Genomic DNA, 15,456 nt, shown 5'->3' on the forward strand with positions numbered 1-15,456 from the left:
AGCATTGGCCCCCAAAGCGGCCACGACCCGCCGAATCAAAGGGCTCATGTCAGGTGCCAACGCTTCCAATGACGCGTCGGCGCCCCTCTGGGCTCAGCGCACTCAACAGATCGCTGATGAATTGATCTTGCAACTCGTAGGCGCCATCCCGTTTGGTCACCTCAGACACGCGAAACAACATGCCATCCACACGGTAGCCCTTGAAGGCCATCTTGATGCGAGCCAGATTGCGGTCCCGCGAGCCTCGGGCCACCTCGTCGCCGACGCGAACGAAGAAGGTCAACGGTTCGGTGCGTCGTGTGCCCATGGTGGTCATCAAGCGAACTGATTCAAGCGGGCCAAATTTGGAGGCCACGGTGTGCTCGGTCCGGCTTTCAACCCTGAACCCTTGCGATGGGTAACAGGCTTCAGGCGTGTGCAGTTGGGTGTCGTTGGACTGGTCTCGTCCGTACGCGATCGACAGCATGATGATGCGCTTGGTTCGTGTATTCACATAGGATCGTGCAAAGGTCTCGCTGTACAGGCGCATGAGGTTTTCCTCCTGCACTGGATTGACCATGGCCTTGCCGCCATTGGGGATGGCTTGCCAGTCGCCAAACTGATGCGGAATCAGGGTGCTGTAGTGGGGCTCGCCGATGACATCAGCCCAGTACTTTCGGGGCTTGACCATCTCAGCCAAGGCCACCGATCCCAACATTAAAATCAGGGCGAAGACCAGCAGGTTTGTCCTGATCTGAGACTGTTTGAACAACATCTGATCACTCCTGAGGTTTTGCAAAGGGGGACGAGATCCAGCGAAGCAAAGCATCCAGCGAAGTGATCAGTCCCAGTCCCACCAGGAACAAGACGGCGCCCGCGAAGCCGTGCAAAAAGCCTTGACCAACTTCATCACCAAAGTGGTAGGTCAGCAGCGCCAGGAAGATCACCCTCATCATGTTTGAGGTGAACGAGATGGGCACGATCAGCAAGCCCAGCGTGACATTGCGCATGGCCGACGAATGCCGTGCCACATTCAGGTAGAAGATGCCCATGGCTTCAAGCATGAACAAAGTGCGCATGCCAGCGCAGGCATCGGCCACCAGCAGTTGATAGGGGCCAATGTTGATGACCACGCCTGTGTGCGAGATGGGGTACCCGAAGAACCAAAGAATGTTGGTGACGGCCGTGGAGATGTACAGCTTGATGAATTGGCTGAACGGGTCAAGCACAAAGCCCGGAATGGGCACCATGAAGATCAGAAAAAATAGCGGAAATTTGAGCTTGCTGAGCAGTGGTGTGCCCCCTGACAGCAGCACCATGCCAGCCATCATGGGGATGAAGGCGAACACCTCGAAGTAGATGATGCCCAGTGCGCGACCCAGCACATAAAAAGCGCTGCCGATGGCAAACACAGGCCATGCCAGCATGCTGCCGGTGGCGGGGCCTGTCGTCCCTTTGAACTCACGCCAGCGGGTGGTCAGCAGCCACATGGCCACTGCCAGCATGATCGGGCCGTGGCTGTGGGCATCTTTGGCCCACAAGCCAGCTTCGTTGTCTCGAAACAGGTCTTGCAAAGTCAATGAAAACATGGCCAGCAGGCCAATGCTTAAAACCACGATGTCGGTGGGCAGCGGCAACCAGGGTTTGGATGACGATGGCTCTGCCGCGCCAGCGACCATGGAATTACTCGTGGTAGTCATAAGCCTGGTATCCCGCTGACTTGACGAGGTTGTCACGCTTGGCCGAGGTGTAGTCGCTGATCACCATTTCGCGCACCAGTTGCTCAAACGTGGTCACCGGTGTCCAGCCCAGTTTTTGCTGAGCTTTGCTTGGATCGCCCAGCAGTGTTTCAACCTCGGTGGGCCGGTAGTAGCGTGGGTCCACCTTGACGATCACATCGCCCACCTTGCAGCAAGCCAGTTGTTCGCCGTTGACCGGTTCAACCGCAACCACATAGCCCACCTCTTGGTCGCCTTGGCCTTCAAAGGCCAGGCGCACGCCCAGTTCAGCGGCCGATTGCTCCACGAACTGCCGCACGCTGTACTGCACGCCAGTGGCGATGACAAAGTCCTCGGCCACCTCTTGCTGCAACATCAGCCATTGCATCTCGACGTAGTCACGGGCGTGGCCCCAGTCGCGCAGCGCGCTCATGTTGCCCAGGTAAACGCAGCTTTGCAACCCCAGCGCGATGCGGCTGATGGCCCGCGTGATCTTGCGCGTCACGAAGGTCTCGCCGCGCACCGGGCTTTCGTGGTTGAACAAGATGCCGTTGCAGGCATACATGCCATAGGCCTCGCGGTAGTTCACCGTGATCCAGTAGGCATACAGCTTGGCCACGGCGTAAGGGCTGCGTGGGTAGAAAGGCGTGGTTTCTTTCTGCGGAGTTTCTTGCACCAGGCCATACAGCTCGGAGGTCGAGGCCTGGTAAAAGCGCGTCTTCTTCTCCAAGCCCAAAATTCGAATCGCCTCCAGCAAGCGCAAGGCGCCGATGCCATCGGCATTGGCCGTGTACTCGGGCTCTTCAAAGCTCACGGCCACGTGGCTCTGAGCGGCCAGGTTGTAAACCTCGTCAGGCTGCACCTTTTGCATGATGCGGACCAGGCTGGTGCTGTCGGTCAGGTCACCGTAGTGCAGGATGAAGTTGCGGTTGTCAACGTGCGGATCCTGGTACAGGTGATCGATCCGATCGGTGTTGAACAGGCTGGAGCGGCGCTTGATGCCGTGGACCTCATAGCCTTTCTTCAACAAGAATTCGGCGAGGTAAGCGCCGTCCTGGCCGGTCACTCCGGTGATCAATGCAACTCGTTTTTGGGGCATGGTGTACATCAGTTAAAACTCATTCATCAAAACGCCAGCGAGCTTGACCGAGCCCTTGGTCAGCTGCTTCACCAGTTTTTGCAAATGGGGTGCAGAGCTTCGGTTCTTGCGCCCGATCACCAGCGCTGATCCGCAGTGCGTGGCAATGATTCGCGCGTCAGACCCATGCGAGGCTGCGGGGGTGTCGACCAGCACGTAGTCAAACTTCTCTTGCAGATCGCACAGCAAGAGGCTAAACGCCGATTGTTGCAACAGTTCGACAGGGTTGGGCGCATCCACGCCGGCGGGCAGCAAGTACAGATTGGGCAGGTGGCCCACAGGCTTGATGACGTTGGCTTCAGCGCGACCCGCAAGGATGCTGGTCAACCCAGATCCGGCCTCTACCCCGAACAGCTTGTGAAGGCGGGCAGCGCGCAAGTCGGCGTCGATCAACAAGGTGCGGCCAGGCAGTTGGCTGAACGCCACCGCCAGGTTGGCCGCGATGAAGGACTTGCCATCACCCACGTCGGGGCTGACCAATGCCAGGGCGCTGCGGGTGGTCTGGCCACTCATCACCGACATCAAAAGTTGTGATCGCAAATCACGGAAGGCCTCAACCTCTTCGCTGAAGGGGTCGTTGGCCACCACCAACTCTTCGTTGAGGGCTTGCTCTTTGGTCGGGGTGTAGGGATAGTGAAATTGCTGTGACAAGGCCCAGACAATGTCTTCCGGCCGCGCCAAGCCCAGGGCCACAATGGCATCGCCAAAGCGGACCTTGTGCTCATGTTGGTAATCCAGGGCTTGTTTGACCTGGTTGGCCGTGAGCCCTTTGGTGGTGCGCAGGATGTCGCCAAGTGAGGCGTCCACTTTGACGTCGCGTTCAGGTGCATTCATGGTGTGCACTCCTTATCGGCCCAAGGCCTTGAGGCCGGCGTGGGGCAGGTGCAGTCGGCGAGGCAACTCCGTGGCCTTCTTTCGGCTCTTGAAGGCGGGGATCAATCCCACGGCCGGTAGATTCGTGAGCGTTTCAATCTCGTTGAACGTGCGCAGACGCCTGTCCTTGCGCTCCATCAGAAGCGCGGCCATCAAGGCCAGCACGGTGCCCGCCAGCGCGCCCAGGCCAATGTTGTTGACAACCCGTGGGCCTGAAGGAACGGAGGGTGCCGTCGCGTATTCAAGGGCGGCCACATTGTCCAGAAAGGCTTGGCTTTCCAGGTTGGTGGTGTTCTGGCGAAGCACCACGTTTTCATAAACACGTTGGGCGTTGTCGACATCGCGCTGCAGCATGGCGGCCTGGTCGCGCACGGCTTTCATCTGCAGCACTTTTTGGCGTTGTGCTTCCAGCGCAATGCGGACCTGGCTTTCTCTGGAGACGTTGACCGAGTTGCTGATGCCAAAGCTTTTGCTGACGCGTTGCACTTCAGTCTCAAGCTTCTTGCGCATGTCGGCAATGCTGTTGCTCAACTCTTTCACTTGGGGGTGTTCATCGCCGAGCTTGGTGGTGAGCAGTTGCAACTGGTTTTCTTGCTGAGTCAGATTGCTTTTAAGCGTGCTGACAAGCGGGTTCATCATCACGTCTTGTGTTTTATCACCTTGCGCATTGACGGCGGCTTGCCGGCTGCCTGAATCGGCCACGGCCGCTTGCATCTGCACTTGTTGGCTGGACAGCTCATTCAGTCGGGCCATTTCAACGTCCAGGCGTTCGTCCGTGACCACCAGCCCCTGGTCTTGCTGGAACTTCGACAGTTTGCCCTGCGCGATTTCAAAGTCTTCGCGCAAGTGCTTGCCGTTGTTGTTGAAGAAGCGGGTGTATTGCTTGGCGGGCTCGGTGCGCAGCTGCTGGTTGACATCAAGGTAGGCCTTGATGAAAGCGTTGGTGATGGTGGCCGCGAACAGAGGGTCAGCGCCGGTGAAGGCCACGTTGATCACGTTGGAGCCGCGCGATGGATGCACTTCCAGTGAATGGCGAAACAGATCCGCCAGCCAGCCTTTGAAGTCCCCCACGCCTTGGGTTGATTGCATCCACTTCTCACGCAGAGAAGAGATTTCATAGAGCTTCAAATCTGACACCACTTTCAACGCCACCCGTTGACTGGTCATCACATCGATTTGCGTCATCAGATAGCTTGGTGAAGCGGCGCCCGACAGCACCATGCCGGCAATCGGATCGGGTGACTTGATGTCAACGATCACTGAGCCTTCAGCGGTGTAATCCTTGGCCTTGAGCAAGGTCTTGGCCGTGACGGCACCCAACACCACCAGGAAGACGCTCAAGGCGATGATCCAGCGGGCTTTCAGGATGGCAAAAATTTGCTCAAATGTCATTGCTTGCTCCAATGAGCACAAGAGAGATGGCATGCGGCATGTTGGTCATTCAGAGTGGTCCGAGCGCAGTGTAGAAATTTTTTGTGACAGTTCTTCCAGTACTAGTCACTGAGGATGTTTGCCGCATCACCGTGTTGTCACAGTCAATGCGTACGCTCGGCTTCCATGGCAATTAGACCCACCTCGTTTGCTCCTGATCACTCATTCCGCGGAGGTGCGCTTGTGGTGGTTTTTGTCGCCATCGCGCTGTGTGGTTGGGTTGATTACCTCACTGGCTACGAGCTGTCGGTATTCGCCCTGTATGCCATCCCCCTTGTGTTGAGCGTGCTTTTTTTTGGCGTGAAGGGTGGTTGCATGTCGGCCCTTCTGTGCACGCTGGTGTGGATTGCGGCTGATGTGGGCGCTGGGCATCACTACGCAAGGTGGTGGGTTGTCTACTGGAATGCCTTGCATCGACTTATTTTTTTCGGGTGTGTGGTGGTGGGCTTTCACTACGCGCGAGCGGCGCTTGGGGCCAACGCTCGACCTCCGAACGCATTTGCAGGCCCCTTGCCCGTCTGTACCCAGTGCCACCGCATTGGGGCGCAGGATGGACATTGGCTGAAGTTTGAAAGCTACCTTTGCGAGCACGCTGGCACGCAACCCGTGGCCAAGGTCTGCCCTGACTGTGCCCGGGAAAGCTACGCCAAGGCCGGCTTCATTGAGCGCGTTTCACATCGCTAACAACAGGCCTTTGCTTCATGTCATTTCGCATCCTCCATTGCATTTCATCGGTCAATCCTGTTGGCGGGGGGCCCATTGAAGGTGTCAAGCAACTGTCGGCGGTCAACCAACAGCAGGGCCACACGGTGGAGGTGGTCTCGCTTGACGATCCGGGCAGCCCCTGGGTAAAGAACTGCCCGATCAAATGCCACGCCATGGGGCCCTCAAAGGGCGGTTACCGCTACTCGGCCAAGTTGGTGCCCTGGTTGCGCCAGAACCGCAGCAACTACGATGTCGTCATCGTCAACGGCATCTGGGAGTACCACTCTTTTGCGGTCTGGCGTGCGCTGCAAAGCACGCCCACGCCGTACTTCGTCTACACGCACGGCATGCTGGACCCCTGGTTCAAACGAACCTACCCGCTCAAGCACTTGAAGAAATGGTTGTACTGGCCCTGGGCCGAATACCGGGTGTTGCGCGATGCCACGGCCGTGTTGTTCACTTGCGAAGATGAGCGGCGCCTGGCCCGTCAATCCTTCTGGCTCTACAAGTGCGACGAGTACGTGGTGAACTACGGCACCAGTGCGCCCGTGGGTGATCCCGAGTTTCAACGCCGGGTGTTCCTTGAACAATTTCCACATTTGGAGGGCAAGCGTTGCTTGCTGTTCCTGGGCCGTGTCCACGTCAAGAAGGGGCCAGACCTGTTGCTGAAAGCCTTTGCGGCTTTGCTCAAGCGCTTGCCCGTTGATCAGGCCAGAGACTTGCACATCGTCATGGCCGGTCCCGCCAATGACGCCTATGGCGTGGAGATGAAAGCCTTGGCCAGCTCGCTGGGGCTGGGTCGCCACATCACCTGGACCGGCATGGTGTCGGGCGACCTCAAGTGGGGTGCGTTTCACAGTGCCGAGGCCTTCATCCTGCCCTCGCACCAAGAGAACTTTGGCATTGCCGTGGCCGAGGCGCTGGCTTGTTCAGTGCCGGTGCTGATCTCCAACCAGGTCAACATCTGGCGAGAGGTACAGCAAGCCGGTGCCGGGCTGGTGGACTCCGACGACCTGCCCGGCACCCAGCGCCTGCTGGACCGTTGGGTGCAATCCGATCCGGCGGTCTGGGCTCAGATGAAGCGTGATGCGCTGGCCTGTTTTAAGCAACGTTTTGTGATCGAGCGCAGCGCAGAGTCTTTCATCCAGGCCATGGAGATCTACGGCTTGCGTCGGAATGAGCCCGTCAGGGGTTTTGTCATTGGGGCGCACAATGAAGTTGGAGGTAGTCCATGACATTCAAATTCAAATCTCAAGCCACCGGTGATCTGTTGATGCTGTCTGCGCACGCGCAGGCCTTGTTGAAACACATCGGCAAATCGGCCGACCCAAAAGGCATCCTGACGCCGCAAGAGATGCCGGCCGCACTGACCGCGCTCAAGTCTTTGCCTGGCGACGAGCCTTTAGACGAGTCCGCGGCCGCGAAGAAGGACGATGACGATGAGCCGCCGGATGCCACTGCGGTGGACCTGCGCCTCCGCGCCTGGCCCCTCATCCAGATGATTGAAGCCGCGCAGGCGGCCCAGCAGCCCATCGTCTGGGGTGTTTGAGCAGCCAACTCGGGCATCATGGGTGGCATGAGCGATCACATCACCCGCCTGCTGGTCATTCGCCATGGCGAAACCGCGTGGAACCTGGAGTCGCGCATCCAGGGCCACACCGACATCCCCTTGAACGAGCATGGCCGCTGGCAGGCCGAGCGTCTGGCGCTGGCTTTGTCCGATGAAGGCTTGGATGCCATCTATGCGAGCGACCTGCAGCGTGCGCGCGACACCGGCCAAGCCGTGGCGCGGGCCACCGGCCTTGAGCTGCAGTTGGACCAGGGCTTGCGTGAGCGCAACTTTGGCCGCCTGGAGGGCATGACCCAGAACCAGGTCGCCTTGCAGTGGCCCGACGAAGGCCGGCGCTGGCGCGAGCGCGATCCCACCTACGGCCCTGAAGCGGGCGAGACCTTGCAGGTTTTTTACCAACGCTGCATCGACACCGCCGAGCGACTGGCCCGCTCGCACCCCGGGCAGGCCGTGGCCTTGGTGGCCCATGGTGGCGTGCTGGATTGTTTTTACCGCGCCGCCAACCACATCCCTTTGCAGGCCCCGCGCACCTGGACCATCGGCAACGTCAGCATCAACCGCCTGCTTTACAGCCCCGAAGGTTTCAGCCTGCTGGGCTGGGCCGACACCCGGCACCTGGACGGCGAAGCAGGCTTGGACGAGACCAGCGATGGCGACGCGGCCTTGAGCCCGGACAAATAAAGGTCGATGGCCTGCGCCCCGGTGCGGGTCAGGTGAAAGAGTGTGTCGTCCAGCATCCAGGTGTTGATCAGGCCGCCCACCAGTGCCTGCAAGCCCACGGTCATCACCCGGGCGCTGGGTTGGGGGGCCACAAGCCCCAGCTTCTGTGCGCGCTTCAGGGCCTTTTCAAGGTGAGCCTGGCAGTTAAGGTGCACCCTCACATGGCGGGCGCGCACATCACTCAGTTCGTCCACGTACTCGACTTTGTTGACCGCGATGCCGATCACTCGGCGCGTGCGGGGTTCGGTGGCGATGCGGGTCAAGGCATCCATCATGGCCGCGCGGACCTGGGTCAGCGGGTCGTGGGTGGCTTCTTGTCCTACTCTGCCGATGGTCTCTTCGATGGGCGAGGTGCTCCTGTCCATCATCGCGTTAAAAAGAGCGGCCTTGTCCTTGAAGTGCCAGTAAATGGCGCCACGGGTCATGCCAGCGGCTTGGGCAATGTCTTGCAGGGATGTCCGCGACACACCTTTGTCTGAAAAGACAAGCTCCGCGGCATCGAGGAGTTGTTCGCGCGTCTGCAGGGCGTCTTCTTTGGTGCGGCGCATGGGCGGTGTCCGGTTTCATCAAGTCAGTCAAACCAATGTGTTTGATTGTGATCGATTTCACTTTATACATACAAGAATGTATGTATAGTTACCAAATTGATTGACCAGGCAAGTATTTTTTTGAAGAGGTGATCCATGGCGAGCCATGACAAGGGAATGATTCAGCGCGCAAGCGCGTGGGCCGTGCTGGCCTTGGCCGCCTCATTGCTGGCCGCTTGCGGGCCCAAGGCGGCGGCGCCCGCCGCTGCACCTGTTGGTGGCATGCCGCCGGCCCAAGTGGGTGTGGTCACGGTGCAAGCGCAAACCGTGCCCATCATCACCGAGTTGCCCGGTCGCCTGGAGTCCTCGCGCATTGCCCAGGTCCGTGCCCGCGTGGCCGGCATCGTGCAGCAGCGCAACTTCGTAGAAGGCTCTGACGTGAAGGCGGGGCAAGTGCTGTTCCAGATCGAGCCCAGCAGTTTCAAGGCGGTGCTTGACAGCGCCATGGCGTCTCAGGCCAAGGCGCAAGCCAACTTGGATCAAACGTCGGCCTTGGTGGGGCGCTATCAACCGCTGCAGGCCGCCAAGGCCATCAGCCCGCAAGAATTTTTGAACGCGCAAGTGGCGCAAAGCCAGGCGCAAGCCGACGTGGCCGCCGCGAAGGCCGCCGTGCAAACCGCGCGCATCAACCTGGGTTACGCCACGGTCACCGCGCCCATCTCGGGCCGCATTGGCCGGGCACTGGTCACCGAAGGGGCACTGGTCGGGCAGGGCGATGCCACGCAACTGGCGCTGATCCAGCAAACCAATCTGCTGTACGTTAACTTCACGCAATCGGCGGCCGAGGTGCTCAAGCTCAAGCAGGCCATGGCGCAAGGCAAGCTCAAGCGCGCCGGTGGGCAAGCCGCCAGCGTGCGCGTGCTGTTGGACGATGGCACCGAGTACCCGCTGCCAGGCAAGTTGCTGTTCTCCGACTTGAGCGTGGACAGCACCTCGGGCCAGGTCGCACTGCGTGCCGAGCTGCCCAACCCCGAAGGCGCCTTGATGCCCGGCCTGTATGTGCGTGTGCGGCTTGAGCAAGCCCAGGTCGATGGCGGTATCTTGCTGCCCCAGCAGGCCGTGACCCGCTCCACACAGGGCGACACGGTGATGGTGGTGGGCGCCGATGGCATGGTCAAACCCCGCCCGGTCAAGTTGGGTGGCGCCAAGGGTAACCAGTGGGTGGTGCTGGGCGGGCTGAAGTCGGGCGAGCAAGTCATGGTCGATGGCTTCCAGAAGATGATGAACCCCAAGGCAAAGGTCAAGGCCGTGCCCTGGCAGCCCGCGGCAGTGTCGGTGTCTGCGTCTGGACCGGCGGCCACGGCCTCCGCCGCCGCGCCTGATGCAGCCGCTTCGCGCTGAAGGAGCCTGACATGTCTCGCTTCTTCATCGACCGGCCCATCTTCGCGTGGGTGATCGCCTTGTTCATCCTGGTGTTTGGTGGCGTGGCCATCACCCAGTTGCCCATCGCCCAATACCCCACGGTGGCGCCGCCGTCCATCGTGATCAGCGCCACGTATCCCGGTGCCTCGGCCAAGACGCTGGACGACAGCGTGGTCAGCGTCATCGAGCAAGAGCTCAATGGCGCGCCCGGCCTGGCCTACATGGAATCGGTGAGCCAGGCCAATGGCACGGGCTCCATCACCGTGACTTTCGAGCCCGGCACGAACATCGATCTGGCCCAGGTTGAGCTGCAGAACCGCCTCGCGCGCGCTTCGCCGCGCTTGCCGGCGGCCGTGACGCAACAGGGCGTGAAAGTCGACAAATCGCGCAGCAACTTTTTGATGTTCGTGATGCTGTCGTCGACCAACCCGGAGCTGGACCCGGTCTTCCTGGGTGACTACGCTTCGCGCAACGTCATCCCTGAGCTGCAACGCGTGCCCGGCATCGGCCAGGCGCAACTGTTTGGCACCGAGCGTGCCATGCGCATCTGGTTAGACCCGGCCAAGCTGGTGTCCTTCGGCCTGACCGCCGCCGACGTCAACGCCGCCATCAGGGCGCAGAACGCCTTGGTGCCCGCCGGCGGCATTGGCGATCGGCCCAACATCGTGGAGCAGACGGTGGCCGCCACCGTGGTGGTCAGCGGCCAGTTGGCCAACGTTGAGCAGTTTGGCAACATCGTGCTGCGCGCCAAGACCAATGGCTCCGCGGTGCGCATGCGCGACGTGGCCCGCATCGAGCTGGGGGCGCAAACCTACGGCACCTATGCCCGCCTGAACGGCAAGCCCGCCAGCGGGATCGGCCTGCAACTGTCGCCCACCGGCAATGCCTTGCAAACGGCCGAAGCCGTGCGCAAGCGCATGAACGAGCTCAAGCAGTACTTCCCCAAGGGCGTGGATTTCTCCATCCCTTACGACACCTCGGCCTTCGTCAAGATCTCCATCAGCCAGGTGGTTGAAACGCTGGTCGAGGCCGTGGCGCTGGTGTTCGTGGTGATGTACATCTTCCTGCAGAACTTCCGCTACACGCTGATCCCGACCCTGGTGGTGCCGGTGGCGCTGCTGGGCACCTTCGGTGTCATGGCGGTGGCAGGGTTCTCGATCAACGTGCTGACCATGTTCGGCATGGTGCTGGCCATCGGCATCCTGGTGGACGATGCCATCGTAGTCGTCGAGAACGTCGAACGCCTGATGGCGCAAGAGGGGCTGTCGCCACTGGAGGCCACGCGCAAGGCCATGGGCCAGATCAGTGGCGCCATCGTCGGTATCACGGTGGTGCTGGTGGCGGTCTTTATCCCCATGGCTTTCTTCAGCGGCTCGGTTGGCAACACCTACCGCCAGTTCTCGCTGTCGATGGTCTCGTCGATGCTGTTCTCGGCCTTCCTGGCCTTGTCGCTGACGCCGGCCTTGTGCGCTACCTTGCTCAAGCCCATCCCTGAGGGGCACCATGAAAAGCGCGGTTTCTTCGGCTGGTTCAACCGCCGCTTCACCGAGACGACGCACGGCTACGAAAGCTCGATCGCCAAGCTGGTCAAGCGGGGTGGCCGGATGCTGATCGTGTACGCGGTGCTCGTCGGCGTGGTGGGTTGGTTGTATGTGCGCATGCCCACGTCCTTCCTGCCCAGCGAAGATCAGGGCAACCTGATTGTCAACGTGCAGTTGCCGCCGGGGGCCACCTCCAACCGCACCGAGACCGTGATTGCCCAGGTTGAGAGCTACTTCCTCAAGCAGCCGGAAGTGCAGTCGGTGGTCGGTGTGGTGGGCTTCAGCTTCTCGGGCTCGGGCCAGAACGCCGCCTTGGCTTTCGTGACCCTGAAGGATTGGGACGAGCGCAAGGGCGCTGGGCAATCGGCGCAAGACCTGGCGGGCAAGGGCTTCGGCGCGCTGATGGGCATCCGCGATGCCTTCATCTTCCCGCTCAATCCGCCGCCGATCCGCGAACTGGGCAATGCCACGGGCTTCTCGCTGCGCCTGCAAGACCGCGCGGGCCTGGGCCCCGCCGCCTTGCTGGCCGCGCGCAACCAGATGTTGGGCATGCTGGCGCAGAACGCCAAGGTCACTGGGGCTCGCCCCGATGGCCTGGAAGACGCGCCCCAGTTGCAGGTCGACATCGACCGCGACAAGGCCAATGCCCTGGGCATCGGCTTCGACGCGATCAGCGCCACCTTGTCAACGGCCTTGGGTTCCAGCTACATCAACGACTTCCCCAACCAGGGTCGTCTGCAACGTGTGGTGGTGCAGGCCGAGGCCAAGGACCGCATGCAGGCCGACCAGATCCTGCAGCTCAGTGTGACCAACTCGCAAGGCCAGAACGTGCCCCTGTCGTCGTTCGCGACCACGCGCTGGATCACCGGCCAGATGCAGGCGCTGCGCTACAACGGCTACCCCGCCATGCGCATCTCGGGCGATGCGGGCAAGGGCTTCAGCACCGGCCAGGCCATGGAAGAGATTGAAACCTTGGCCAAGCAATTGCCCGAAGGCATCGGCATCGAGTGGACCGGCCTGTCTCGTGAAGAAAAGCTGTCAGGCTCGCAAGCGACCCTGCTGCTGGGCTTCTCGCTGCTGGCGGTGTTCCTGTGCCTGGCGGCCTTGTATGAAAGCTGGACCATCCCGCTGGCCGTGCTGCTGGTGGTGCCACTGGGCTTGCTGGGCTCCTTGTTGGGCGCGTCGTTCCGCGACCTGCCCAACGACGTGTACTTCAAGGTCGGCTTGATCACCATCATGGGCCTGTCGGCCAAGAACGCGATCCTGATCATCGAGTTCGCCAAAGAGCTTCACGACCAGGGTGTGGGCCTGATCGAGGCCACCTTGCAAGCCTGTCACCTGCGTTTCCGCCCCATCATCATGACTTCGCTGGCCTTCATCCTGGGCGTGCTGCCCCTGGTGCTGGCCAACGGCGCCGGTTCGGCCGCGCAGCGCGCCATCGGCACCGGCGTGATGAGTGGCATGATCGCGGCCACGGTGCTGGCGGTATTTTTCGTGCCGGTGTTTTTCGTGGTGGTGATGACGTGGCTCAACAAGGGCCCCAAACACCCCAAGGCCCCCAACGCCTCTGAGGCAGAGGTCGTCGCTCATGATTAAATTCACTGCTGTCAAATCCACCCTGGCCGTGGCGGCCATGCTGGCCCTGGGCGCCTGCTCGCTGACACCCGACTACAAGCGCCCCGATGCCCCCGTGGCCACCGACTGGCCCCAGGTGCCCGGCTTGGCGGCGTCTTCGGCATTGGCGGCTGATGCCGCGGCGGCCCATGCGACCGAGCTGCCTTGGAGCACCTACTTTCCGGATGCCCGCTTGCAAGGCCTGATCCGAAAGTCGCTGGACAACAACCGCGACCTGCGCGTGGCCGTGCTCAACATCGAGCAGGTGCGGGCCCAGTACCAAGTGACGCGTGCTGACCAGTTGCCCACGCTGAACGCCTCGATCACGGGCACGCGCCAGCCTTCGACCCTCGCGCCTTACCCGGTCACCACGGTGGCCCAGGGCGGCGTCACCATCACCGCCTTCGAGTTGGACCTGTTCGGCCGCTTGCGCGCGCTCAGCGCCGCGGCCAGTGCGCAACTGTTCGCCACGGAAGAAGCCCGCAAATCTGCGCACATCAGCCTGGTGGCTTCGGTGGCCAGCACCTATTACGCCATCTGGGCCGACCGTTGGCAACTCGCCTTGGCCGAGCAAACCTTGCAGGCGCGCCAAGGCTCCCTGAAGCTGCAGCAGCTCAAGTTCGACAACGGGGTGCTCAACGAGCTGGATTTGCGTTCGACGCAATCGGTGCTGGAAGCGGCGCGCATCAGCCGTGCGCAGGCGCAGCGTCAGCTGGCCCAAGACACCAACGCCCTCGACCTGCTGTTGGGTGAGACCGCGCCAACCGACCTGCTGCCACCCGCCCCTGTGCTGCCCAGCGCCAGCGCCATGGAAGACCCGCAAGCCGTGTCCGCCCTGGTGCGCGACGCCTTGTGGCCGGGTTTGAGCGAGCTGCCCGTGGGCCTGCCGTCCGAGGCCTTGCTCAAGCGGCCCGACATCGCGCAAGCCGAGCAACAGCTCATCTCGGCCAACGCCAACATTGGCGCAGCCCGTGCCAACCTGTTCCCGCGAATCAGCCTGACGGCCAGCGCAGGGGTGGTCAGCGATTCACTGTCGGGCCTGTTCAGCGATGGCCGCGGTGCCTGGAGCTTCTCGCCTGGCGTGGTGCTGCCCATCTTTGACACTGGCCGAAACATCGCCTTGGTTGAAAGCTCCAAGGTGAAGCGTGACATCGCCGTGGCCCAGTACGAAAAAGCGCTGCAAAGCGCCTTCCGTGAAGTGGCCGATGCCCTGGTAGCGCGCAGCAGTTTTGCCGACCAGGCCCAGGCCCAGCAAAACCAGACCGATGCCGAGGCGGCCCGCTTGCGCCTGGCCACCTTGCGCTACAGCAGTGGCGTGGCCAGCCAGCTGGATTTGCTGGACGCACAGCGCAGCCTGTTCGCCTCGCAGCAGGCCTTGATCTCGGCGCAACTGGCGCGCCAGCAGGCGCACATCACGCTGTACAAGGCGCTGGGGGGCGGCTGGACGCCACCCGAGCCAACCTCAGTTCGTTAACTTTCGGATCAGGCGTGCGCCCAGCTTGTTGACGTTGTTCAATGACAGCAAGTGCGCGTGGATCCAGCCCAGGGCGCCGTTGTTGAACAACTCCTGCACGGTGTCCGGAGGCAGCTTGTGCAGCTTGTCTTCGTCAACCACCTTGAAACCGTTCAGCGTGATGTGCTGCTCGGCTAGCTTGAAGTCGATGTTGCGGTCCACAAGCAGGTCGAGCTCGACCAGGCGCTTGGCAAACGCTGTGGTGCGCTGCATGTCGTTGTGAAAGTCCAGCAAGAACTTCTGCAGTTGCTGCAGGTAGGCCGTGTCCTGGCCGTCGGCATCGAACAGGGCCTCGCCGTCGGTGGCATTCAGGCCGTCAAAGGCCTCGTCCACGCACACCGTCAGTTGCGTGCTGCCGGGTTGCTCGGCCAGCACAAAGGGGTAGCGGCGGATGAAGGCAGGCACGTAGCAGTGCGTGTCCCAGGCGCCGTGGTCATCGACCAGCAGGTTTTCCTTGTCACGCAGGCCCACCACGGACACCAGGGTGTGCTGGTCGCCTGTGGCCACGAACACACAGGGAAAATCCAACGCGGCCAGCGGCAGCTCGGTCGCGGCCAGCAACACGGAATTGGTTTCGCGCGCAAAGTTCAGCTTCTTGTCGCTGGCCTTGACGCGCAACTGGCGGTGTTGTTCGCGGTTGACCGGCACAAGCTTGTCGTACATCAACAAAGTTTTCACAGCACGTCCCTTTGGGTGGGGTAAAAA

Annotated in this window: 13 protein-coding genes; 6 read left to right on the forward strand and 7 right to left on the reverse strand. The window is 61.4% G+C overall.

Annotated features, from left to right (window positions below; translation table 11 throughout):
• Positions 1 to 49 precede the first annotated feature (49 nt).
• From H7225_RS15775 to epsF, 5 genes are read right to left on the reverse strand one after another with little or no spacing between them, the layout of a single operon-like run.
• A complete protein-coding gene (locus H7225_RS15775) occupies positions 50 to 754 on the reverse strand; it encodes an exosortase C-terminal domain/associated protein EpsI (RefSeq protein WP_290663532.1) in 705 nt (234 codons plus the stop codon).
• 4 nt (positions 755 to 758) lie between these two features.
• Complete coding sequence (xrtB, locus tag H7225_RS15780) at positions 759 to 1,658, reverse strand: exosortase B (protein WP_290663534.1); 900 nt, start codon at positions 1,656 to 1,658, stop codon at positions 759 to 761.
• A 4-nt stretch (positions 1,659 to 1,662) separates the two neighbouring features.
• Positions 1,663 to 2,796: a GDP-mannose 4,6-dehydratase gene (gene gmd, locus H7225_RS15785; protein WP_290663630.1), complete on the reverse strand. Its 1,134-nt coding sequence runs from the start codon at positions 2,794 to 2,796 to the stop codon at positions 1,663 to 1,665.
• 12 nt (positions 2,797 to 2,808) lie between these two features.
• Positions 2,809 to 3,669 (reverse strand): polysaccharide biosynthesis tyrosine autokinase, encoded by an 861-nt coding sequence (locus H7225_RS15790; protein ID WP_290663536.1) that lies wholly within the window; start codon positions 3,667 to 3,669, stop codon positions 2,809 to 2,811.
• Positions 3,670 to 3,681: 12 nt separating this feature from the next.
• The gene (gene epsF, locus H7225_RS15795; protein ID WP_290663538.1) at positions 3,682 to 5,100 is read right to left on the reverse strand and encodes a chain length determinant protein EpsF; all 1,419 of its coding nucleotides are present in this window, start codon (positions 5,098 to 5,100) and stop codon (positions 3,682 to 3,684) included.
• A 740-nt stretch (positions 5,101 to 5,840) separates the two neighbouring features.
• Here epsF and H7225_RS15800 point away from each other — a divergent pair.
• Genes H7225_RS15800 through H7225_RS15810 form a run of 3 tightly spaced genes read left to right on the forward strand, consistent with a single transcriptional unit; the run spans position 5,841 to position 8,095 of the window.
• Positions 5,841 to 7,079, forward strand: a complete 1,239-nt coding sequence (locus H7225_RS15800) for a glycosyltransferase (RefSeq protein ID WP_290663540.1) — start codon at positions 5,841 to 5,843, stop codon at positions 7,077 to 7,079.
• Complete coding sequence (locus H7225_RS15805) at positions 7,076 to 7,393, forward strand: DUF1840 domain-containing protein (RefSeq protein WP_290663542.1); 318 nt, start codon at positions 7,076 to 7,078, stop codon at positions 7,391 to 7,393. The genes H7225_RS15800 and H7225_RS15805 overlap by 4 nt, the downstream gene beginning before the upstream one ends.
• 27 nt (positions 7,394 to 7,420) lie before the next feature.
• Complete coding sequence (locus H7225_RS15810) at positions 7,421 to 8,095, forward strand: histidine phosphatase family protein (RefSeq protein WP_290663544.1); 675 nt, start codon at positions 7,421 to 7,423, stop codon at positions 8,093 to 8,095.
• On the opposite strand, the gene H7225_RS15815 is transcribed toward H7225_RS15810, so the two are convergent.
• Positions 7,981 to 8,682: a TetR family transcriptional regulator gene (locus H7225_RS15815; protein WP_290663546.1), complete on the reverse strand. Its 702-nt coding sequence runs from the start codon at positions 8,680 to 8,682 to the stop codon at positions 7,981 to 7,983. The genes H7225_RS15810 and H7225_RS15815 overlap by 115 nt on opposite strands.
• Positions 8,683 to 8,838: 156 nt before the next feature.
• On the opposite strand from H7225_RS15815, the gene H7225_RS15820 reads away from it, so the two are divergent.
• From H7225_RS15820 to H7225_RS15830, 3 genes are read left to right on the forward strand one after another with little or no spacing between them, the layout of a single operon-like run.
• Positions 8,839 to 10,062, forward strand: a complete 1,224-nt coding sequence (locus H7225_RS15820) for an efflux RND transporter periplasmic adaptor subunit (protein WP_290663548.1) — start codon at positions 8,839 to 8,841, stop codon at positions 10,060 to 10,062.
• 11 nt (positions 10,063 to 10,073) lie between these two features.
• Positions 10,074 to 13,220 (forward strand): efflux RND transporter permease subunit, encoded by a 3,147-nt coding sequence (locus H7225_RS15825; protein ID WP_290663550.1) that lies wholly within the window; start codon positions 10,074 to 10,076, stop codon positions 13,218 to 13,220.
• A complete protein-coding gene (locus tag H7225_RS15830) occupies positions 13,213 to 14,712 on the forward strand; it encodes an efflux transporter outer membrane subunit (protein WP_290663552.1) in 1,500 nt (499 codons plus the stop codon). The genes H7225_RS15825 and H7225_RS15830 overlap by 8 nt, the downstream gene beginning before the upstream one ends.
• On the opposite strand, the gene H7225_RS15835 is transcribed toward H7225_RS15830, so the two are convergent.
• On the reverse strand, positions 14,701 to 15,429 hold the full coding sequence (locus tag H7225_RS15835; protein WP_290663554.1) for a SapC family protein: 729 nt from the start codon (positions 15,427 to 15,429) through the stop codon (positions 14,701 to 14,703). The genes H7225_RS15830 and H7225_RS15835 overlap by 12 nt on opposite strands.
• Positions 15,430 to 15,456 lie beyond the last annotated feature (27 nt).

Source organism: Aquabacterium sp. (assembly GCF_014378415.1).
Classification (GTDB): domain Bacteria; phylum Pseudomonadota; class Gammaproteobacteria; order Burkholderiales; family Burkholderiaceae_C; genus Aquabacterium.

What these genes read in the sequence shown, in the direction of transcription:
- H7225_RS15775 (WP_290663532.1), bottom strand. Translation starts at nt 754, where the DNA reads ATGTTGTTCAAACAGTCTCAGATCAGGACAAACCTGCTGGTCTTCGCC.
- xrtB (WP_290663534.1), bottom strand. Translation starts at nt 1,658, where the DNA reads ATGGTCGCTGGCGCGGCAGAGCCATCGTCATCCAAACCCTGGTTGCCG.
- gmd (WP_290663630.1), bottom strand. Translation starts at nt 2,796, where the DNA reads ATGCCCCAAAAACGAGTTGCATTGATCACCGGAGTGACCGGCCAGGAC.
- H7225_RS15790 (WP_290663536.1), bottom strand. Translation starts at nt 3,669, where the DNA reads ATGAATGCACCTGAACGCGACGTCAAAGTGGACGCCTCACTTGGCGAC.
- epsF (WP_290663538.1), bottom strand. Translation starts at nt 5,100, where the DNA reads ATGACATTTGAGCAAATTTTTGCCATCCTGAAAGCCCGCTGGATCATC.
- H7225_RS15800 (WP_290663540.1), top strand. Translation starts at nt 5,841, where the DNA reads ATGTCATTTCGCATCCTCCATTGCATTTCATCGGTCAATCCTGTTGGC.
- H7225_RS15805 (WP_290663542.1), top strand. Translation starts at nt 7,076, where the DNA reads ATGACATTCAAATTCAAATCTCAAGCCACCGGTGATCTGTTGATGCTG.
- H7225_RS15810 (WP_290663544.1), top strand. Translation starts at nt 7,421, where the DNA reads ATGAGCGATCACATCACCCGCCTGCTGGTCATTCGCCATGGCGAAACC.
- H7225_RS15815 (WP_290663546.1), bottom strand. Translation starts at nt 8,682, where the DNA reads ATGCGCCGCACCAAAGAAGACGCCCTGCAGACGCGCGAACAACTCCTC.
- H7225_RS15820 (WP_290663548.1), top strand. Translation starts at nt 8,839, where the DNA reads ATGATTCAGCGCGCAAGCGCGTGGGCCGTGCTGGCCTTGGCCGCCTCA.
- H7225_RS15825 (WP_290663550.1), top strand. Translation starts at nt 10,074, where the DNA reads ATGTCTCGCTTCTTCATCGACCGGCCCATCTTCGCGTGGGTGATCGCC.
- H7225_RS15830 (WP_290663552.1), top strand. Translation starts at nt 13,213, where the DNA reads ATGATTAAATTCACTGCTGTCAAATCCACCCTGGCCGTGGCGGCCATG.